The 21670-nt window shown below is 36.0% G+C and carries 20 protein-coding genes; 8 read left to right on the top strand and 12 right to left on the bottom strand.

Going from position 1 to position 21670, the window contains the following annotated elements:
• Positions 1 to 75 precede the first annotated feature (75 nt).
• Positions 76 to 957, bottom strand: coding sequence for a hypothetical protein (locus AC27VX_RS19035; RefSeq protein ID WP_300685969.1), 882 nt, complete (start codon positions 955 to 957; stop codon positions 76 to 78).
• 92 nt (positions 958 to 1049) lie between these two features.
• Complete coding sequence (locus AC27VX_RS19040; protein ID WP_488697327.1) at positions 1050 to 1424, bottom strand: hypothetical protein; 375 nt, start codon at positions 1422 to 1424, stop codon at positions 1050 to 1052.
• A gap of 233 nt (positions 1425 to 1657) precedes the next feature.
• Here AC27VX_RS19040 and AC27VX_RS19045 point away from each other — a divergent pair, with 233 nt between their 5' ends.
• From AC27VX_RS19045 to AC27VX_RS19060, 4 genes are all read left to right on the top strand, one after another.
• The gene (locus AC27VX_RS19045; RefSeq protein ID WP_236855210.1) at positions 1658 to 1921 is read left to right on the top strand and encodes a hypothetical protein; all 264 of its coding nucleotides are present in this window, start codon (positions 1658 to 1660) and stop codon (positions 1919 to 1921) included.
• Positions 1922 to 2148: 227 nt separating this feature from the next.
• Entirely contained in the window at positions 2149 to 3537 is a 1389-nt protein-coding gene (gene lpdA / locus AC27VX_RS19050) for a dihydrolipoyl dehydrogenase (protein ID WP_236855209.1), read from the top strand.
• A 63-nt stretch (positions 3538 to 3600) separates the two neighbouring features.
• Positions 3601 to 4191, top strand: coding sequence for a hypothetical protein (locus AC27VX_RS19055; RefSeq protein ID WP_236855207.1), 591 nt, complete (start codon positions 3601 to 3603; stop codon positions 4189 to 4191).
• A gap of 160 nt (positions 4192 to 4351) precedes the next feature.
• Positions 4352 to 5152, top strand: a complete 801-nt coding sequence (locus AC27VX_RS19060) for a patatin-like phospholipase family protein (RefSeq protein WP_236855206.1) — start codon at positions 4352 to 4354, stop codon at positions 5150 to 5152.
• Positions 5153 to 5241: 89 nt separating this feature from the next.
• On the opposite strand, the gene AC27VX_RS19065 is transcribed toward AC27VX_RS19060, so the two are convergent.
• The 5 genes from AC27VX_RS19065 to AC27VX_RS19085 all read right to left on the bottom strand — a co-directional run bounded on the left by AC27VX_RS19065 (position 5242) and on the right by AC27VX_RS19085 (position 9370).
• Positions 5242 to 5682, bottom strand: coding sequence for a hypothetical protein (locus tag AC27VX_RS19065; protein WP_236855205.1), 441 nt, complete (start codon positions 5680 to 5682; stop codon positions 5242 to 5244).
• Between the two features lie 212 nt (positions 5683 to 5894).
• Positions 5895 to 6599 carry an ABC transporter ATP-binding protein gene (locus tag AC27VX_RS19070; protein WP_488697330.1) on the bottom strand — a complete coding sequence of 235 codons (705 nt, stop codon included), beginning with the start codon at positions 6597 to 6599 and terminating at the stop codon, positions 5895 to 5897.
• Positions 6600 to 6679: 80 nt separating this feature from the next.
• Positions 6680 to 7246, bottom strand: a complete 567-nt coding sequence (locus AC27VX_RS19075; protein ID WP_488697332.1) for a hypothetical protein — start codon at positions 7244 to 7246, stop codon at positions 6680 to 6682.
• Between the two features lie 374 nt (positions 7247 to 7620).
• Positions 7621 to 8316: a LytR/AlgR family response regulator transcription factor gene (locus tag AC27VX_RS19080; RefSeq protein ID WP_236855202.1), complete on the bottom strand. Its 696-nt coding sequence runs from the start codon at positions 8314 to 8316 to the stop codon at positions 7621 to 7623.
• Positions 8309 to 9370 carry a sensor histidine kinase gene (locus tag AC27VX_RS19085; RefSeq protein ID WP_300685966.1) on the bottom strand — a complete coding sequence of 354 codons (1062 nt, stop codon included), beginning with the start codon at positions 9368 to 9370 and terminating at the stop codon, positions 8309 to 8311. Before AC27VX_RS19085 ends, AC27VX_RS19080 begins: the two co-directional genes overlap by 8 nt.
• A 185-nt stretch (positions 9371 to 9555) precedes the next feature.
• On the opposite strand from AC27VX_RS19085, the gene AC27VX_RS19090 reads away from it, so the two are divergent.
• Positions 9556 to 10686 (top strand): acyltransferase family protein, encoded by a 1131-nt coding sequence (locus AC27VX_RS19090; RefSeq protein ID WP_488697335.1) that lies wholly within the window; start codon positions 9556 to 9558, stop codon positions 10684 to 10686.
• A gap of 251 nt (positions 10687 to 10937) precedes the next feature.
• Here the strand turns inward: AC27VX_RS19090 and AC27VX_RS19095 are convergent, their stop codons facing one another.
• Positions 10938 to 11876 (bottom strand): serine hydrolase domain-containing protein, encoded by a 939-nt coding sequence (locus tag AC27VX_RS19095; protein WP_488697337.1) that lies wholly within the window; start codon positions 11874 to 11876, stop codon positions 10938 to 10940.
• Between the two features lie 3 nt (positions 11877 to 11879).
• Positions 11880 to 12770: a class A beta-lactamase gene (gene bla, locus AC27VX_RS19100; RefSeq protein WP_488697339.1), complete on the bottom strand. Its 891-nt coding sequence runs from the start codon at positions 12768 to 12770 to the stop codon at positions 11880 to 11882.
• A 258-nt stretch (positions 12771 to 13028) separates the two neighbouring features.
• Here bla and AC27VX_RS19105 point away from each other — a divergent pair, with 258 nt between their 5' ends.
• Positions 13029 to 14345: a retropepsin-like aspartic protease gene (locus AC27VX_RS19105; protein ID WP_488697341.1), complete on the top strand. Its 1317-nt coding sequence runs from the start codon at positions 13029 to 13031 to the stop codon at positions 14343 to 14345.
• 153 nt (positions 14346 to 14498) lie between these two features.
• Here AC27VX_RS19105 and AC27VX_RS19110 read toward each other — a convergent pair whose 3' ends face one another.
• The 3 genes from AC27VX_RS19110 to AC27VX_RS19120 all read right to left on the bottom strand — a co-directional run bounded on the left by AC27VX_RS19110 (position 14499) and on the right by AC27VX_RS19120 (position 19282).
• Positions 14499 to 15962: a RagB/SusD family nutrient uptake outer membrane protein gene (locus AC27VX_RS19110; RefSeq protein WP_236855196.1), complete on the bottom strand. Its 1464-nt coding sequence runs from the start codon at positions 15960 to 15962 to the stop codon at positions 14499 to 14501.
• Between the two features lie 9 nt (positions 15963 to 15971).
• Positions 15972 to 18926 (bottom strand): SusC/RagA family TonB-linked outer membrane protein, encoded by a 2955-nt coding sequence (locus AC27VX_RS19115; RefSeq protein ID WP_488697343.1) that lies wholly within the window; start codon positions 18924 to 18926, stop codon positions 15972 to 15974.
• A gap of 200 nt (positions 18927 to 19126) precedes the next feature.
• Positions 19127 to 19282 carry a hypothetical protein gene (locus AC27VX_RS19120; protein WP_236855194.1) on the bottom strand — a complete coding sequence of 52 codons (156 nt, stop codon included), beginning with the start codon at positions 19280 to 19282 and terminating at the stop codon, positions 19127 to 19129.
• Between the two features lie 377 nt (positions 19283 to 19659).
• Here AC27VX_RS19120 and AC27VX_RS19125 point away from each other — a divergent pair, with 377 nt between their 5' ends.
• Both AC27VX_RS19125 and AC27VX_RS19130 read left to right on the top strand, forming a co-directional pair.
• A complete protein-coding gene (locus tag AC27VX_RS19125; RefSeq protein WP_236855193.1) occupies positions 19660 to 20565 on the top strand; it encodes an SDR family oxidoreductase in 906 nt (301 codons plus the stop codon).
• Positions 20566 to 20619: 54 nt separating this feature from the next.
• Positions 20620 to 21543: an AraC family transcriptional regulator gene (locus AC27VX_RS19130; protein WP_236855192.1), complete on the top strand. Its 924-nt coding sequence runs from the start codon at positions 20620 to 20622 to the stop codon at positions 21541 to 21543.
• The last annotated feature ends 127 nt before the right edge of the window (positions 21544 to 21670 follow it).

Here is a 21670-nt window from a genome sequence, read left to right on the forward strand (position 1 = left end):
TGTTTTCGCCGTTTTTAATTAAAGAAAAAGAGCAGAAGAAATCTGCTCTTTGGTAAATGTATTTTTTATATGACGTTAATATTTTCTTGCTAACAGAACATTCAGCAGGAATGTTCCTGTCCAGTTACTGTTATTGGCTCCATTACTTCCTATAAAGTCAATACGTGCAACAGACACCGTAAGCCTCGTTCTTCCTGCAGCCCCGTTATTGGCAAGACTTACAAAAGAGGCGGTAAATACATCAGGAAAACTTGAATTATTTCCTGCAGTAAGGATGGGATACATATTGGCTACATTAAACGGGGTCCCCTGATATTCATAAACAAGAGTCATTCTGCTGGCATTGGAATAGCCTGCTGTATGTGCATTGTCCACTGAGGTTTTACTGATGATCCACCACCTGTCGGGGGCAATACCGGTATCATAAGTAGCATTGGCATGGTTGGTCCAGTCCGTAACCGGGGAAGTTCCCAGCCCATGAGGCGGAATAGAAAGCTGTGTTCCGTATATTTCTACATTACTCGGTTTAGGAAGAACCGTAAAAGACAAATCCCATGTTCCCGCAGTCGTATTGCTGTTGTTGACAACCTCAGCATATGCTCCTGTAGGAATCAGAAAAGATGAAACCGGAGTATTGTCAATTCTTAATGTATTGCCACTGGATGCCTGAAGGGTAATTCCGAAAGCAGAAATATTTTTAATCTTATAAATTCTTCCCGTATAACTTGTTGTCCCGGTTCCGACGACAGGGAGGGTGAATGTAGCATTAGCTGCTCCATTGTAGGTAATGTAGTGATCCGTTGCCTGAATCGTATAGGCTGGGGTGGTCACTTCACTGTAGCCTGCTCTTAATGAGCCGTTGACAGCAAGTGTACTGTTGGGAGTAGTGGTATTAATACCTACTTGTGCATTTATGAATACACCTCCAAATAAAAGAATTGAAATGTACTTTCTCATTTTATTTTGTTTAAATGGTTTATTGTGAAATTATAAAAAAGCGTAAGTTTTGTGTAAATCTACTCTCTGTGATATTTTTTTATTTGTAAACTTTATATCAATCTGCAGGGTACTTCTAAATCTTCAGTAAGATAATAACTGCAGCACAAACGATGATAACCATCAGCAATAATAAGGTCATGCTCACCCCTTACCAGTAAGATGGGAGAAAGCTTTTTGTTTTTCTCTACCTTTTTTAGATTTTCCTTCACATGAATGTTTGTTTCTGGAAGCAAAGGGAGCCTGCTGGCTCTTAGGATATCTTTAGATTTTTTGGAGATGGTAGCGACTTTTTTTAATTTTCCAACAAGCTTTTGTGCCTGATCGGGTTCAAAAAGAAGCTCAAGATAATCAAGAGCGGCCGGGAAATCATGATCTTCAGGTTCTTTTAACCAGATTTTATCTCGGGTAAGTAAATTTTTTTTCATGAGTGCTTATATAGAGGTGAAATAAGTAATAAAAGTATGAAAAAATAGTTCATAATCAATACTTTAAATGTTAAAATTGTATGTTGTGAATTTCTTTTTTAAAGATTGTAAATGGAAGAAAGATCTCTTTTTTTATGAATATTGGTACGATATGTGTACATTGAGATATAAACCAGAATGAATTTAATTGATAATAAATATTTGATTGAAATCATTCAAAAAATATGAACATTATGAAAAAGTTATTTATTTCAACATTACTGTTATTAGGTTTATCCGCGAATGTTTTTGCTCAGAAACATCCACCGGTTCCGCCACACCCGTCAAAGAGCGAGTTGGTTAATATTAAAATGCAGGAGCTTACCAAAAAGTATAATACTGAGAAAAAACTGATCCTTAATCATCCGCTTGCTACCAAACAGATGAAAAGAGACCAGATGAAGGCTTTAAATAACAGATATCAAACTGAAAAACGATTGCTTCAAAAGGCTAAATAATACAGAATTATTGCGGGTATTAAAATTAGAAAAGACAATTTTATCATTTGTAATTTTAAAGAATTTTCAAAATAAAATAAATAATATTGAAAGAGAGTGCGTATCGTGCTCTCTTCTCTTGTTTTAAATTAAATAAAAACACCTTGTTGTTGCATTTTAAGATCGGTTGGCAGAAACATAAAACATCCAATATTTTTCCTTAAATTCGCATAAAAATTTTTAAAGTAATGAATTACGATATTATTGTCATTGGAAGTGGTCCTGGTGGATATGTTACTGCGATCAGAGCAGCACAGTTGGGTTTCAAAACCGCAATTATCGAGAAAGAAAACTTAGGAGGAATTTGCTTGAACTGGGGATGTATTCCAACTAAAGCTTTATTGAAATCAGCTCAGGTTTTTCATTATATCAACCATGCTGAAGATTATGGATTGAATAAAGTGGAGGCAAGCTTTGAATTCCCGAATGTGATCCAGAGAAGCCGTGGAGTTGCCAGCAAAATGAGCAAAGGAATCGAATTCTTAATGAAAAAGAATAAGATTGACGTAATTCTTGGTACTGCAAAAGTACAGAAAGGTAAAAAAGTTTCTGTTACAGATAAAGAAGGAAAAGTAACTGAATATTCAGGAAGCCACATTATCATTGCTACAGGAGCTCGTTCAAGAGAATTGCCAAACTTACCGCAGGATGGTAAAAAAGTAATCGGATACAGACAGGCATTGTCTCTTCCTGAGCAGCCAAAATCTATGATTGTTGTAGGTTCTGGAGCTATTGGAGTAGAATTTGCTGATTTCTATAATACCATGGGAACAAAAGTAACTGTTGTTGAATTTATGCCAAATATCGTTCCTGTAGAGGATGAGGAAGTTTCTAAGCACTTAGAAAAATCTCTGAAAAAATCAGGAATTGAAATTATGACCAATGCGTCTGTAGAAAGCGTTGATACAAGTGGCGAAGGTGTAAAAGCTAACGTGAAAACGGCTAACGGAAACATCACGCTGGAGGCTGATATGTTATTATCTGCTGTAGGTATTGCTGCAAACATCGAGAACATCGGACTGGAAGAAGTAGGTATTCAGACAGATAAAGGAAGAGTACTGGTAAACGAGTGGTATGAAACTTCTGCACCGGGTTACTATGCAATCGGAGATATCATTCCTACTCAGGCATTAGCTCACGTTGCTTCTGCTGAAGGAATTACTTGTGTAGAAAAAATCAAAGGAATGCACGTTGAGAAGATCGACTATGGCAATATCCCTGGATGTACTTACTGTCACCCTGAAGTAGCTTCTGTAGGTCTTACTGAGAAGCAGGCTAAAGAAAAAGGATACGAAATCAAAGTTGGTAAATTCCCTCTTTCTGCAAGTGGTAAAGCAACTGCTAACGGGAATACAGACGGGTTTATCAAAGTAATTTTCGATGCTAAATATGGTGAATGGTTAGGATGCCACATGATTGGAGAAGGAGTAACGGATATGGTAGCTGAGGCTGTTGTAGCAAGAAAACTTGAAACTACAGGTCATGAGATTATCAAGTCTATCCACCCGCACCCAACTGTTTCAGAAGCCATCATGGAAGCAGCAGCAGCAGCTTATGGTGAAGTGATCCACATTTAATTAAATGTAAAGAAATATAAATAATGAAAGCTCAGATTTATCTGAGCTTTTTTAAATATTATTATGAAAAAAATTATCTTTTTATTCGCATTCTTTTGTTTTATGCTAGGTTTTTCTCAGGAAAATGTAGATAAAGGATATTTTCCGGTAAAATATATCCTGAAAAGCTCAAGTGATACAATAAAAGCTAAAGTCAGGAATATAGGTAAGTTTACAAACAAAAAGTATTCTTTTGCTACCATTGTATTCAAAATGAAAATACGTGATAATGCCGGAAATGAGACCTGGATACAACCAAGTGATGTAAAATACATCAAAATTACTGACGAGAATAATATAAATCATGAATATTATGCTTCTTCAGATAAACTGCCAAAAGATCAAGGTTTAGTTGAAATAATATATGAAGGAAATAATATAAATTGGTATAGAAGTTTTTATAACTCGGCTCTTAGTATCGGTCTTGAAATCAGAGAGCATGTTATTGATAAAAGTAAAAAAAAGATTTATGGTTTTACTGACCTGTCTAAAAGTGTTTTTAAAAAGATATTTAAGGACTATCCTGATTTGATTGAAAAACTTGAATCAGCAAAAACAGAGAAAGATTGTATCAATCTTCTACAGCTATATGATGCTAAGATTGATAAAATTTAATTACATATAAACCACATATTCTACCTGTGGTTTTTTTTAGTTCTTGTAAATCCACTCTTCATATTTAATGATAAATTTATTTATGTTAAAAATAATGTAAAATCAGCGTATTTAGAAAAAATAATCCGATTATATCGTCTTGTTTTCTTACATTTATTCTATGAATTTTGAGAAAGTCGGACTTGTTTTATCAGGAGGTGGTACCAAAGGAATCGCCCATGCAGGAGTATTAAAATTCTTGAATGAAAAAGGAGTAGCCGTAGATATCCTTTCTTGTTGCAGTGCAGGATCTATTGTAGGATGCCTTCATGCCATCGGAAAGACTCCGGAAGAAATCCTTGATTTTTTCAATTCGGTTTATTTTTTCAACTGGAAACATTTTGCATTTAACCAGCCGGGGCTGGTATCTTCCATCATTTTCAGAAACTATCTAAAACCTATTTTTCATGATATGAAACTGGGAGATCTGGATATTGAAGTGAAAATTGTAGCCACAGAACTGGTTTCGGGGACTCAGAAGATTTTCGATAAAGATTTCGAAATTGTAGATGCTATTATTGCTTCTTGCTCTATTCCCGGTATCACAACTCCTTATATTATAGGAGATGAAATGTACTGTGATGGGGGAGTCCTGAATAATTTCCCTGCCGATATTATCAGAGAGACCTGTGATAAGCTGATTGGGGTATTTGTTTCCCCTCCCAATGATGCAAAGATTAAAGACCTGAACTCAATCAAAGCCATTGTTTCCCGTTCTTACGACCTTCTTTCCTACAGGATTGAAAAAGTGAAGTTTGATTATTGTGACTGGTTTATTTCCTCTCAGGAATTATCTACTTACGGAACTTTTGAACGGGGAAAAGACCGTTTGGAACAGATTTTTAATATCGGTTACAAAGCTGCGGATGAAAGTTATGAAGGCAGTGGTTTCCTTACAGAATTAAAACAAGCCGGAACATAAAAAAATCCTGTATCAATACAGGATTCTATTCTTTATTACAATCAGTTTACTGAAAGATTTTTGATACGGTTGGTGGGTATTATTATATTCTATTTTTTAACCACATATCCGTCCTGACGTACAATTTCGTTATCGTTAACATCGCTTACAACTAATGTGTATGGTGCTTTCTTCGCAGAATCTGTCAGATAATTTCTCCAGATCTGGTATGTATGACCTTCATTACTGAAAGAGAAATAATAATTACCTCCTGACCCGTCCGGGATCAGTTCTCCGTCACCTATGATCATGCTTGGTTTGCTGGTGATATTGGCATTGGCATTCCAGGCCTGGTAAAGGTATTTTCCGTTGGGCTGCTTATCAATTCGTATCTTGAACTTTTTGGTTTTAATAATTACGGTCTTTGGTACTTTTTGAAAAGTAGAAGAAGTAATAAAACGGTCCGGTGTTGAATCATGCGGAACTTCTTTGGCATATGCTAAAGAAAACTGAGCTAAGCAGAAGGTTCCTAATAAAAGATGCTTGATCATATTAATCGGTTATTGGTTTAACATTGAAAGCTAATCAAATATGGAGCCATTATAAAATCAGTGCTTTAACTGACTTATATTCAATTTATTGAGATTATAGGTGTTCCGGGTTATCGCTGATTCAACAGATTTCGAAGGTCTTTTATAAAATATTAAAAAAGAATAACAAAGGGTATAGAAAACCATTTCTTTGTTATTCTGTGTAAAACTTTTTATTTTGTACCAGCTGTATAGCTTGCAAAAGCCTCTTCCAGGCTTTCAAACCTTCCCTTAAATTCATCAATAGGGCAGTCCTGAAGAATATTTCCCTGATGAATAAGAATAACCCTTGAGCAAAGCGCTTCCACTTCCTGCATAATGTGAGTAGATAATAAAACCGTTTTTTGCTGGCCAATTTCTTTGATCACATTTCTGATTTCTATAATCTGATTGGGATCCAGCCCATTGGTAGGTTCATCCAGAATCAAAAGGTCTGGTTCATGAATAATGGCCTGTGCCAATCCTACACGCTGTTTATATCCTTTGGAAAGCTGACCGATTTTCTTTGATTTTTCAGGAGTGATTCCTACCAGTTCAATCACCTCATCTACTCTGGATTCTGAGATTTTGTGAATATTAGCTACAAACTGAAGGTATTCTTTTATATACATTTCCAGATACAATGGATTGTTTTCGGGAAGAAATCCAATTTTCTTCTTGCTTTCAATCTCATGATCGGAAATATTTAAACCGTTAAAGATGATTTCTCCCTGATCAATTTTCAACGCTCCTACAATGGATTTCATCAGGGTAGATTTTCCGGCTCCGTTTGGGCCCAGAAGACCGATGATTTCATTTTTATCAATAGATATGTTGATGGTGTCAAGAGCAGTTTGTTCACCAAATTTTTTGGTTAGATTGATTATCTGAAGCGGCATAATTTTTAATGTCTTTCTGCAAAAATAAAATAAAAAAACTCATCCGCTGGAATGAGTTTCGTAATATTTATAAATTATAATTATTTTCTTGATTTTTTTCCATTTCCAACACCGGATCCTGAATTACTACCAGAGGAAGTATTAGAGCCTGATTTGGCGGGTACATTATGATTAATGGCGGCCGGCTTATCATACAATGCCGATTTTCCGTTTGTTTTTCCGAATAATTTGTCAACCTGTTTTTGGTTTAAAAACTGTGATTTACCAACATATTTTCGGTTTTTATTAATGATCTGGATAAACTGTACCGTTTGCTGGCCGTAGTTTTTCTCGTAGTGAAGTTCAATAATATCATTAGGAAGTTCCAGGACTATATTTTCATCAGGAACAGATATAAAGCCATCCATAATTAGCTTATAAAGTCCAGATACATCTCCATTCAGATTTTGAAATGAAAAAGATCTGATCGTATTCAGGTTACTGGTATTCAGATCCTGGTAATTGATAGTAAATTTGTCTTCCTTTTTATATAAACCAACAGAATTATCTTTACCGATTTCCACCAAACTTTCATTTTTCAAGACTTTAATCTGCGAGAAAACTGAAATACTGAACATACATGTAATAAGTAGAATTATTTTTCTCATGGAATGAATTTTAATGTTTTATAAATTTGGTGCACATAAACTTACTAATAAAAATGCTAAAAAGCAATTTTATTCGTTGTGGCAAAAATAGCATTTTTTTTTAATATTTATAAGAGAGTATCAGCTAACATCATGTACTTTACTGCTGTTGCAACGGATTGTAAATCATTTGATTATTTCATTTTTGTAAAATGTTCTTTAGAAAATGACCGTAGAAAATTAAAAAAATTAATGCGCTGTAATGCGTTGAAAAACAGATCTCAATATCACTCACAGAGAAGTGATATTAAGAAATGTTAAAAATAAATATTAAAAATAATAGTCTTGAAATTGGTTGCAGGATTATTTTATTGTTAAATGGTTTGTATACAGTTTTATAGAAGTTTATTCTTTAAAATAACAGAGGTAAAAGAATCATATTCTTTTTTATAACTTCGTCCGACAGGAATTTCATATCGTCCGAGAAATATTTCATGAGTACTGAAAGCGGTGACACACTCCGTATTGATGATGAAAGACCTGTGAACTCTTACAAATCCCTTGTCTGAAAGTGCTGCTTCGAGATTCGCTAACTTACTTTTAGATATAATGCTTTCCTGATTAGCCAGAACTATTTTCACATCGTTTCCCTGACTTTCAAAATAAACGATTTCTGAAAGAGAAAGTTTCTTGTGGATTCCTTCAGTTTTAATGATCATAAAATCATCTTTCACATCAGATGTATTTCTCAGTATACGTTCTACCGATCTGAAGAAGCGTTCAAAAGTGATGGGTTTCAAAAGATAATCTACAGCTTCGAGCTCAAAACCTTCAATTGCAAAATCACGATAAGCGGTGGTGAAAATAGTTCTTGGTTTCTGAGGTAGAGATTTTAGAAAATCGATTCCGTTGAGATGAGGCATCTGAATATCCAGAAACATAAGTTCCACTGCCTGGTTTTGAAGAACTTTATAAGCTTCCAATGCATTTGTTGCTTTTCCAATCAGTTTTAAACTATCAATTTTGGAAATATGATTTTCCAGTAATGATGCCGCCAGTGGCTCGTCGTCTACAATAATGCAGTTAATCATGTTGTGAAGGAGTGATTATTTCAACCTTAAAAATATGGTTTTTGTGGGAGATATTGAACTCAAAATTTTCCAGATAATGATGCTGCAACTGTTTTTTTATATTTTGAAGTCCGATTCCTTTTTCATTGGTATTCTGAGTTCCGGTATCATTGTTTTCAATTTTAAAAACAGAATATTTTTCATTCGTTTCTACTTCGATCTTTATTTCGGTAGGTTCTGAGCTTTTTCCTGCACCGTGTTTAAACGCATTTTCTACTAGAGTAAGATAAAGAAGGGGAGGTACGGTATTGGAAGAATGGAGTGTTATCTGTCTGCTTATTTTCAATCTTTCGTCATGATACCGGAGACTTTCCAATGCTATATAATGATCAATAATCGCCAGTTCGTCAGAAATGGGAACCCATTTTTTCTGACCTTTATACAGAATATAGTCCAAAATATCGGAAAGCTGGCTGATAGACTGTGAAGTTTTATCAGAATGGCTTAGTGACAGTGAATAAATATTATTCAGGGTGTTGAACAGAAAGTGAGGATGGAGCTGTGACTTCAGCGACTTTAATTCAAGTTCAGTTTTCTCTTTCAGCAATCTGATAGTACGTTCTTTTTCATCTTTATAACGGATAATAAACATGATAGAAATAAATATAAATGCCCCGCTGATAATGGGAAATGTGTAATGAAATAAAAGATACCTGATATCTGTTACAATACTGATAAAGCTGTCTTTCTGTTCATTGATGAAAAAAGGTTCGGCTATATGAACAATAAAGATTCTGTTGATAACCGAAAAAAGGTACAGACTGGCAATAAGAGAGAGCGTAAACTCAATATACTTTTTGCGATCCAGAAAATGACGAATAAGGACATAGTAAATAAAGTTGGCCCCTATAATCTGAAAAATCCAGTGGCAGAAATTATAAATTGCCATTTCCCTGACACTCCCGTCACTATACTCACCATACGTTCTTCCGACCCCGAATAGAAATAAAGCAGGCCAGAATAATAACTGAAAATATAGATATTGTCTGATGTGAGTTTCTTGTCCGGTTTTCATGATGATCAAAAATATAAAAACTTAGAATACAATATATAAAACTTCTGTGAAAGGTAATGAAATCAAGGCAGACAGCATTATTATGTATGCAGGCAGTCTTTTTTACAGTTGGCACCTTATCATGTACTTTCCGGATCGTGAGGTGGAAAATGGGATGTAAATAGACAATATTTGCAGGAAAAAATATGATAACAGATCGTTCAGAAAGACTTTATGGATTGGACCACCTGAGAACTGCCGCTATTTTATTGGTATTAATGTACCATTACAGGGCATTTAATCATCCTTTATGGATTAATAATGTTGGGAAATTCGGATGGACAGGGGTTGACCTTTTTTTTGTTTTAAGCGGTTTCCTGATCTCCGGTCAGTTATTTAAAGAAATTGAAAAAAAGGGAAAACTTCATTTAAAAACGTTTTATATAAAGCGTTTTTTTAGAATTATTCCGGCTTATTTTTTTACGCTTTTCCTGTATTTTACATTTCCTTTTTTCAGGGAAAAGGAGGCCCTGTCTTCTGTATGGAAATTTGTGACTTTTACGCAGAACTATGGATTAAACGTCATTGATAAGGGGACTTTCTCTCATGCTTGGTCATTGTGTATTGAAGAACAGTTTTATCTTGCTCTTCCTGTGGTTCTTCTTATTCTGGCGAGAACCGGTTTACTTAAGTACCTTACTGTTTTGATCATATCAGCAATTATTTTTTCAATGATTTCAAGATTCATCATATGGAATGAATATATTGCTCCCGCAGAAAATGGTTCGCTGGATTTTTGGCGTTTATGGTATATGAAGATTTATTATCCCACTCATACCAGGCTGGATGGGCTTGGAGTAGGAGTATTAATTGGCTACTTAATGCAATATTCATCAGTATTTAAAAGAATCGTTCATAATAACGGAAACCAATTTTTCTTTTTGGGACTATTGTTGTTATGCACATCATTTTGGGTGTGCAATGACCAGGCTTCAAAAGGAGCATCTATAATTGGATTTACAATGGTAGCAGTAAGTTATGGAATTATTGTAATGTCTGCTGTTTCCAAATCATCATTTCTATATCGGTCAGAGTCTTATATCACGGCACAGTTAGCAGCTTTATCTTATGCTGTTTATCTTTCTCATAAAGGAATTATTCATATTGTGCAGAAAATATTGGATCAGCGTGATATTCAAACTTCAGATAACGTATGCATTATCATTTGTCTGGTGGCTTGTTTTTCAGGGGGGCTATTCTACAGATTTCTGATTGAAAAGCCTTTTTCCCGAATTAAGACTAAAATACTCACGGCAAAGAATAAGCAGGATCAATAACAAAAAGTATTGCACCCGCAGTTTTAAATAAAATTCTAAGATAGAGATAAAAATCCTTTTTAATCTGTGGGAAAATCATATCGTACCCTGAAATAATAACAGAGACAGCTTCAGAAATAGAGGCTGTCTCTTTATGATGTTTATTAAAAGTTATTATTTCGAAGTAATGCTTTTCAATACCACATTTTTGATTGCTGCTTCCTGAAAACTCCAGTTTTCCCTGTTTTCCGGCATTTGGTTTTCAAGAATGATCAAAGCTGTATCTGTAAAGGGAAGTAGACATTCAGACTGGTAAAGCCATCGCCAAGTCCGGTAACTCCATAATAAGTGAGACCTGCTTCTTTGATGATTCTCACATTGTACCCAAATCCCATATTTTCTTTCCCGAAAACATTGTGCTGAGAGGTAGTGGAAGGAGTGAGCATCTGTTTCTGAAATTCCGGGGAAAGAAGCTTTCCTTTAAAAAGTGCCTCATCCCATTTTACAAGGTCCTGTACGGTAGAAATTACACCTGCCGCAGGTGCAAGATCATCATTTAAGAATGTTTCTTTTACTTTTTCAAAATGGTTATTCTCACTTTTATAGCCAGGAACTAGAGATTGACTATTTCTGCTGTTATAAATAAATGTGCTGTTCATGTCTAATTTTTTGAAAAGTAAACCTGCCAGTTCTTTAAAACTTTTCCCGGTTGTATTTTTAAGAATATCCCCTAAAAGCATATAAGAAAGGTTTCCGTACTTGAATTGTGAACCCGCTTTGAAAGCTGCAGGTTTGTGAATGTCTGAAATACCATGAGTATGGTTGAGGAGATGATGCACCGTAACGGAGTCTGCCCATGACTGGTTAAGAGACGGCAGATATTTCTTTATGGGCGTATGGAGATCCAGTTTTCCCCGCTCTGCAGCCTGTAAAACCAAAACGGCAGTAATCTGCTTTGAGTTTGACATGATTTCAAACTGATCATCTGTTTTCAAAGGTATCTTTTTTTTAAAATCCCTGTAGCCATTGGATTTCATATATTTTATTTTCCCTTTTTGAGAAACCAGAACAACTCCGTTGAATTTTAAAGGAAAAGAAGCAGTGATAATACTATCGATCTTGCGGGTATAAGTGTCTTTCTTTTGTGCATTGACAGCTGTAGACAGTAAAACGGAAAGTGTAACTGTGAAGAATAATTTTTTTTTAATCATAGTTTATTTTTTATTGTAATAGTCATAGGCCGCTTTAGCAATTTCGGCAATAATAGCTTCTGCATTTTCAAATTTTTCGTAGGTATTATGAACGAAAACGGCAACATATATTCTCCTGTTGTATGAAAGTTCAATAATTCCAAAATCATTCACTGCGCCTGTCATTCCGGCATCATTAGTAAAGGAAGTTCCTGTTCTGTGAGCTACTTTCATCTCTTTCGGAAGTTTGCCTTTAAGCCTTTTCATCCCTGCTGTGTTATTGAGCATAGCAGTATAAAGCCATTGAGAATGCTCTTTGTTTACGATTTTTCCGTTATAAAATTCCTGCAGTAAACGGATGGATTCATTAGGGGTAATCGTATTGATAAACTGAGACTCCCAGTTTTTATGCATAGCCTCTTCATCATTCTTAATGACCATATTTTTACTGTCAATGAACTGTTGAACATACTGAGGCCCGCCAATCAGTCTTAGCAGAATATCTGTTAAATTATTATCACTGTAGGAAACGATCCATTTCAAGGCCTCTTCCAGTGTGATTTCTATATTTCCGTCAGGATATTTTTCTTTGAACGGACTCCAGGTATCTTCCAGAAGTTCTTCTTTTTTGATCAATAATTTTTGTTGCATAGAAAGTTCGCCTTTCTCTATTTTGTGCAGAACTGCCAGTGCAATCGGAAACTTCACTGTACTCAGCATAGGGTAGGATTTGCTGCCATTGATTTGTGTGATATCCCTGTTGGAAATACCAATAATTGATACCCCCACATCTGCTTTCTTGTTTGAGAGAATAGTCTCAATTGTTTTTGTTAGTTCCGGACGTTTATTTTTCTGAGAAAAAAAGGGCAGGCTTGAAAGTGTGATGAGTAGTGTGAAAATAATTTTCTTTGTCATTTGGTGAGTGGTTATTTCGAATGTTTTTTAGTTTCCCAAATATAAGTTTTTCCAACACTTGTTTGATGAAGTATGCCGGCTATCTCCTCCTGTTTTTAAATGATTTCTATTGAAATAAAAAGAAAGCGACGCCTGTAGTTCCGTTATTTTTCATAAGAATAAAGAATCGATTTGTTTTTAAAATCATAGTTTAATGATATTTAATAAATTAGCCGATAGAACAATAGGTTCAAACTTTAAAGAACGAATACACTCACGATGAAAGATTTCAATAGTAATATCCAAAAAAGGAAAACATTTTTAAGATCAGAACCATTTCTGAGGACAGTATTGATATTGGTTCTACTGTGCATATCAGCTGTTGGTTTTGCACAGAGCCATAGTTCAGCATTTAATGTGATGTATAAGCAGGTGAAAGTAAAGAATTTTTTCAAAGCAAGGGATCTGTTTGCAGGAAATAAGAAAGAGTTACCGATAGCATATCAGTACTTTATGGAAGCAGTTCTTGATAATGCATTTAATAAGCCTGAAGAATCTAATCAGAAAATTTCACAATTGCTCACTTTGAAAACCAGCATTCCTGACTCACTGATGTTTAAATTATGGCGTATCCGGGAAGATAACAGCATGAAGCAATATAACTATTCAGAAGCGAAAAGGGCAGTGCAGACGACCCTTCAAAAATATGACTATCTGCTTACAGATGAAGAAAGAAAAGACCTGAAAAACAATCTGAAAATCTGGACCGTTCTGGAAAATAAGCCTCCTCAAAAAATTACCCTGAATGGGGGTGCCCGCCTGAAAATGGTAAAGGATGTTGCAGGCTTAAAAAACCTTAAAGTAAAGGTTGCAGAAGATTCCATGAACTTTATTTTTGATACGGGAGCCAATATTTCCACTATTTCTGCCAGTACGGCCAGCCGCCTGAAGATAAATGTGATTCCTGCTGATATCGAAGTAGATGCCATTACTGGTATTGCCGTCAAAGCAGATCTTGCCGTTTGTGAAAAAATGACTTTTGGAAATATAATAGCGGAAAATGTGGTATTTCTTGTATTCGCAGATGATGCACTCAGCTTTCCGCAAATTAATTATCAGATCAATGGCGTTCTTGGATTTCCTGTGATTGAGGCTTTAAGAGAAGTACAATTAACGCAGGACGATTATTTTATAGTACCCAATACAGAAACAAAAATAAACAGCCCGTCCAATATGGCAATGGATGGGTTAACTCCTCTTATTTTCATGGATGGGCGACATTTCAGCTTTGATACAGGTTCAGACTATACAATCCTGTATGCTCCCTTTTATCAGGAAAATAAAAAGAAAATAGATATGAAGTACAGGCTCGGGGCAGTCACTATGGGAGGGGCAGGCGGAAAAATTGAATATCCGGGATTTAAGGTGAATTATACCTTTCATATATTAGGGAAAGAAATTCCTCTGAAAAATATCAATCTGTTAACAACTAAAATCAACGAGAAAACTGTTTATGGAAACATCGGTCAGGATGTGATCCGCCAATTCAGTAAGATGACATTGAATTTTAATCAGATGTTTATTAAGTTTGATTAAAAAGCTGATCGAGCTTAATTTCAACGGGTAGATGGAGTGGTTTAAACAGAAGCTCATTGATAAATCACAAACGAGGCTGTCTCATTTCCGGGACAGCCTCGTTATCAAAATATATTAAAATTGTCGTGCTTTTCAGCGAAGGTTTTTCTTTATCTAGTCATTCTGTTTGATTTGTGGGTTATTATTAATTTCTTTATTAGGAATCTGGAATTTGAATTTATCCGGAGTAAGGTTAAATCTTCCAAAAGTATGATTGGTCCCTGTGTAAACTCTTTCCAATGGAATGTTTAATCTTTTCATATCAAACCAGGCGTATCCTTCTCCCCAAAGCTCTATTCTTTTCTGCAGGATAATTTCATTGATGAGTTCATTGCCGGTTTTTGAAGATAATAAGTAGTTTTTATCCCTTTTAGCGGTGATTTCGAACAATACCTGCCTGGCTTCAGCCTCTCTTCCCTGTCTGGCAAGCGCTTCAGCTTCTATATAATAAAGGGAAGATGCTCGGATATAGATATAATCACCTTCAAAAAGAGTAGGATCCTTAAACTTCCAGCTCACATAGGGAGGATAGTTCTTTGTTTTTGCGTTAAAAGTATACTGGGCATTCTGACTGCCATTGAAAACCTTTTTACGATAATCTGTTTCCGGAATCGCTTCGTAAAGACGCTTGTCGATCAGCTTACGGATTTGTGCAGCTCCGGCATACCCTTCATTGGTATTATCAAACATAGAAAAGAAAGATGCATAATAATTTCCGATACTCATTGTCGAAATCGTATTATGGAATCCCCATATTACCTCAGGATTGTTGATATTGGAAAACCCTGTAGTGGTGTATTCATTTTCAGTCATCAGAGCGATACCCTGTCTGCTTTCCTCAGCATACTTTACGGCTTTCACATAATCTCCTGTCTGCAAAAAGACCTCAGCAGCGATTGCTTTAGCTGTTCTCTGATCGATCTGGGCTCTGGATGGGCGCGCATAGCTATCCAGAAGCACAACAGACTCTTCAATATCTCTGGATATCTGTGTGTAAACTTCTGATACCGTAGATCTGGGAAGCCCCTGACTTGGATTGCTGGCGGTAAGAACCAAAGGTAATCCGGGGTCAGACTGATGTCCTTTATAATCATTGGCATAAAACCGAACGAGATAGAAATAAGAATAAGCCCTCAGTGCAAGAAGCTGCCCTTTGATCGCTCTGTTTTTTGTACTTGTATCTTGCTGCAGATCATCAAGGAGTTTGTTGATCATAAATATTCTTGCATAAAAAGTAGTCCATACAATCTCTGAAGCAGAGTTACTGGCATTGGTTGCTTCATAATTGTAAAACATTCCCAAATGCTGGTTCGTAGACTGTATTACATCATTAGACATCAGATCAGCTCCTGCCTTTACAGCCATTATCCCAAAATCTGAGTGAGAAGTAGTTCCTCCGGCTCCGTTGCTGCGAAGATCCAGGTAAATCCCACCGAGAATTTTTTCAGGCTTGGACTGATCATCATTCAGCTGTTCACCCGATATATCTCCTTCTGGAAGTGTATTCAGATCACTGGCACAGCTCTGGGTAATGATGCCGATAGCTATAGCTGCTATAAAATATTTTATTTTTTTCATTGTACTCTTTTAAAATGTTAATTTGAAACCTACAGAAACGCTTGATAATAGAGAATATCTGTATGGATCTGATACTCCGGTTAAAGAAGTCCGTGGATCATAGCCCTTTCTTTTGGACCATAGATAAAGGTTGTTTCCGGAAACATATATTTTTAAGCCCGATAAACCTGCCTGCTGCGAAAAGCTTTCGGGCAGCTGATAAGAGAAGGTTACATCCTGAAGACTTATATAATCTGATTTGATAAGATAAAGCGTTGAGTTGCCATTTTGATTGGTAGAAGTAAGGTCCACTCTTGGTAAAGCTGCATTTGGATTCTCCGGAGTCCACGTCTTATTCAAATCCGTAGAATAGTTGGAGCCGTAAGTGTCAGAATGGAATAAGCTTCTGTAAATATCATCATAACCATAGCCGCCAAACTGATAGGCAAAATTAACAGACACATTAAATCTCTTATAAGTAACATCCGTTCCAAATCCACCATAAACCTTTGGAATAGCTGATTTTCCGGTATTGTAATCCGTAGCTTCCTTATAATTATTGGTAATGGTTTTTTCTTCCTTTTGGGTTGCCGGATTGATTGTGGTACGGTACCACAAGGCATCTCCGTTCTGAGGGTTTACCCCAGCAAATTCTTTTAAATAATAAGTATATCGGTCCCCTCCCTCGGTGAGGATAAACAGCCCGCTAACAAGACCCGTATTTCTTTGTTCGGCTGGTAATCTGGTAATTTTATTTTTATAATGTGTTGCATTTGCGTAGAAACTCCACTGAATCTGCTCATTGCGGAGAATATCTACATTAATATTAGCCTGAACTCCCCGGTTAGTCATATCCCCAATATTTCCATACTTTACATAAGAACCTGCATTAGAAGGAGGAAGTGGAAGAGTATAAATCATATCCGAGACCTTTCGTTCAAAATAGTCGGCATTTAAGTTTATTCTGTTATTTAAAAGGGAAATTTCAAATCCTGCATTCAGGTTTTTCGATGTTTCCCACTTTAAATCTTTATTTCCTTGTTTTCTCAGCGATAAAACCGGTTTGCCATCACCGAAATTGTTGATTCCATAGATGTCCTGATACGCATAATAATCTCTGTTAGACCCGTCAAGTAGGATGTTGTCATTTCCCTGCTGTCCGTAAGAAGCCTTTAATTTCAAAGAATTGATTACACTATTATCTTTAAGAAATTCCTCTTTCGCTACATTCCATGCTAATCCCAGTCCATAAAAATTTCCCCATCTGCTTTCCGGAGAAAATACAGAAGATCCATCTCTACGAATATTGGCATTAAAGAAATATTTTCCGTCATAATTATAGAGTAATCTTGAGAAATAACCTTCTACAGCATATTCATACCCGTTTCCGGATAAATCCGTTATTTTTACTGCATTATCAAAAGATGTTGAATTCGGTAATAGAAGCTGCTGCTTTGATCCGGAGAAGCCTTCGTTTTTTATTTTATTTAATTCATGACCAACAAGAATATTGAAATTATGCTTAGCCAGTTTCTTCTGATACGTAAGCAATTGCTGATGGTTCAATGTATATCTGAATGAAGAGCCCTGTGAAATGGTGCCCCCCACAGAAGAGGAAGTTCCCCCTTCTGTATTTCCAAACTGAAGGTTTTTTACATTTTCCAGATAAGCTCCGAAATTGTATGTGAAATCCAGCCCTTTTATAATTTCATAATTTAAGCCAAGGTTAATATTGGTGATATTACTTGTAGTCTGAGATTTATCCTTTTGAAGGTTTCCCACGGGATTTTCAAAAACGGCATAAGATCTTGTTGATCCGTTAGGTCCCTGCCCATCACCATAATCATACAATGCATTTCCGTGATTATCATACAGCCTTTGGTAATTGTCATCTCTCAGATAAACCGGATAAAAAGGAGCTATATTTCTGGCAAACTGGAAAGGATTGGAAAACCCTCCCGTTTCTCCAAAGTCCTGCTTACTATAAGTATAGGAGAGCGCACTAGTCAATTTTAATTTTGACGTGATAGAGTAGTCAACGTTCGATCTGATTCCAAACCTTTCAAATCCGGAAGAGATAAGATATCCTTTATCGTCGAGGTAATTAAGAGACGTGTATGACTTTACCTGGTCACCATTAGCATTAATTCCCACCGTAGCTTCTCTCCTTAATGCAGGCTTGAAAAGAAGTTTTTTCCAATTGTCCTGATACAGTAGCTGAGCATCCGGATTGAAAGAACCGTCTTTCCCGATAAGGTTGCTAAACGGGATATTATAAGCATTATAACCAAGTTTTCCCAAGGCAGAAATTCCCTCCTCATGAGGAGATGTTCCGGAAGGTATAGCTCCCGGTTGTGTCAATCTTGCCACTTCGCCTATTCTGGCTCTGTTGTAGTAGGCAGTATAATAGTCCTGTGGAGAGGTATAAACGGAGTAATCATCGATAGATCTGAAGTTTACTCCAGTTCTTATATCAGCTTCCACACTCAGCCCTTTGTTTTTCCCTCTTTTGGTATTCACAATAATTACCCCATTCGCTCCGCGGGAACCGTATAAAGCGTTGGAAGAAGCATCTTCAAGGAAAGAAATACTTTCAATATCGGATGCAGCAATACTGTTTAGATTTCCGCTGTAGGGAATCCCGTCCAATACAATTAGAGGATCACTTGAGGCATTGATAGAGCCTATTCCTCTCATTCTGATGATGGGCTGCGAGCCAGGCTGTCCCGAAGAAATCACCTGTACTCCGGCTACTTTTCCTCCAATTCCCTGAAGGATATTTCCGTTTTGAAGGCTGGACAGGTCTTTGGCTTTTAATGATTGTACCGATCCGGTTATTTCTTCTTTTTTCTGCTTTCCAAAGGCGACCACCACTACTTCTTTTATAGAGGTTTCCCTGGAAAGGCTGTCTTTACTTTGTGCAAAGCCGTATTCCGCGAATAGGAGTAAAGCCAATACACCAAGTTTGCATTGTTTCTTTTTCATTATATTAATCTAGGTTTAAAGTTGAATTGTGTATTACTGCTGATCCTGCTGATTAAGAAACAGGAAGTCCCTGCCTCCTTTTTCAGGGAGGATGTATGAGAGACAACATGTTAAAATTTACAGGAGGTATACCCGGATAAAATAGGCCTTGCGTTAAGCGGCTTTAATTCCTACAGTAATGGATGTATTTCTTCGAAAGGTTATAACATCATCATCATTTTGCACATCATATCAAAACACATATTCTGAGAAGTAATGTTGTGCTGTGAAAAGGCATATTCTGCACAACGCTTTTGTTGAGCAGGTTTTTCAGCCATGGTGTTGCATAGGTAAGAATCAAAGTAGTTCTTATTCATGAGAATAAAATTTATGTTTTTTTTAACTGTGTCAAAAGTATTTAATAAATCATAAAACCTTATTAGCAGGATGTATGAGATATATCATATAAGTCTACTGTTTCAGTAGGGTAATTGGATTTAATGATTGCTAGCATTTTTAAATAATTGATTATTAGTATTTTATGTTTGTTTTAAAATTGTAATAAAATTTTATAAAGAATCATTTTAGGCAGGAAATAAAATTTAACAATTAAAGTCTATTGTTTTTGTAGACTTTTTATTTATTTTATAAACCCAATATCTAAAACTTGCTGTTTTTGGTTAAATGGAGGATAGATCCGGCTACTTATGCTGTACAAGTATTTCGGAATTTTACATCAACAAAAAATAAAGAAATGAATATTGTTTTAACAGGTTCCATTGGGAACATAGGGAAACCACTTACACAAGAACTTGTACATAAAGGACATTCGGTAACGGTGATCAGCAGTAATGAAGATCGGCGGGCTGCTATTGAAGCATTTGGAGCAAAAGCCTCGATAGGCAGCATGTTTGATGTTGATTTTCTTACAGAAACATTCACAGGTGCAGATATCGTTTATTTGATGGAAACTATGGAAGCCGCAGGGGATCTGTTTGATAAGAATATCGATTTTATCGGAGCGATCAGTAAAATTGGTGAGAATTACAAAACAGCGGTTGAGCGTTCGGGAATAAAAAATATCATCCACCTCAGCAGTATTGGTGCGCATACGGATAAAGGAACGGGTATTATAGTCTTCCATCATCATGTAGAACAGATTCTGAAGCAGCTTCCGGAAGAGGTGTCCATCAAATTTATTCGCCCTGTCGGCATTTATTTCAATATGTTTTCATTCGTTGATACTATAAAAAATAAAGGAGCTATTATCTCCAATTGGGGTGGTGATAAAAAAGAGCCCTGGGTTTCACCATTGGATATTGCCGAAGTGGTAGCGGAGGAATTTGAAAAACCATTTGAAGGAAGGTCTGTACGTTACGTAGCCAGTGATGAGGTTTCACCCAATGAAATCGCAAAGGTTCTGGGGGAATCAATAGGGCAGGAGGGTCTTCAATGGAAGGTTGTTTCAGATGATGAATTACTGAAAAACTGGCTTGAGATCGGCTTCAATGAGCAGGTTGCAAAAGGTTTTGTAGAAACTCAGGCAAGTCAGAGAACCGGATTACTGTATGAAGACTATAATCAGCATACTCCTGTTTTGGGTAGAGTAAAACTTACTGATTTTGCTAAGGAGTTTGCCGCTTTTTATACAAACAGATAGGCAGGGTTTCCAGGAAATATCAATTAATGGAGAACAATTTGTAACTTTATAGTTATGGAACAAAGGGGTACAAAAAGATTAAAAAGCATCACTGAATTTCACCGTTCAAGAGGACTCCCATATCCTGAACATCCTCTGATTAGTGTTATTGACTATAGTACGGTGCAAAGACCTGATGATATTGGTGATGTTAACTGGGTGTTTGATTTTTATATGATTTCTTTAAAAATAGGAATCAATGGAAAATTAAAATATGGTCAGCAGCAATATGATTTCGATGAGGGAACGATGTTTTTCATTGCTCCTCATCAGGTTTTCAGAATTGAAGGAACTTCGGGTTCTCAGCTGGAACAATCCGGTTGGATGCTGCTCATACATCCAGATTTTTTTTGGAACAGCCCTCTTGCGAAAAGCATTAAGAAATATGATTTTTTTGGCTATTCCGTGAATGAAGCTTTGTTTCTATCAAAAAAGGAAGAACATACCATCAATGGAATTATAGAAAATATTCAACAGGAGTATCATGCTAATATTGATAAATTCAGTCAGAATATTATTATTTCCTGTCTTGATACATTGCTTAACTATTCAGAAAGATTTTACGAACGGCAGTTTATCACAAGAAAAATTCCACATCATAAAATACTGAACCGTCTTGAAGATTTACTGACTACTTATTTTAAAGATGATGATCTTATTTTAAAGAAATTGCCCTCGGTACAGTATGTTGCAGATGAGCTACATGTGTCTCCCAACTATTTAAGCCGGCTGCTTACTGCAATTGCCGGGCAGAGTACCCAGCAGTTTATTCATGATAAATTAATTGAAAAAGCCAAAGAAAGACTTTCTACAACAGATTTGTCGATCAGTGAAATTGCTTATGGATTAGGTTTTGAGTATCCGCAGTCATTTACAAAACTTTTTAAAAATAAAACCAGTCTGTCCCCATTGGAATTTAGAAATTCTTTTCATCAGTAAAGAATATGATAAACCGGATTATTTGAATCCCAGTAAAAACAGCATCATTCAACCTAATGATGCTGTTTTGCATATTGTCAGAATGTTGTATCCAATTTTTTTCCAGGGAATTATTTTGATTGGGAAG

This window comes from Chryseobacterium sp. 14P4.3.2, from assembly GCF_057799275.1.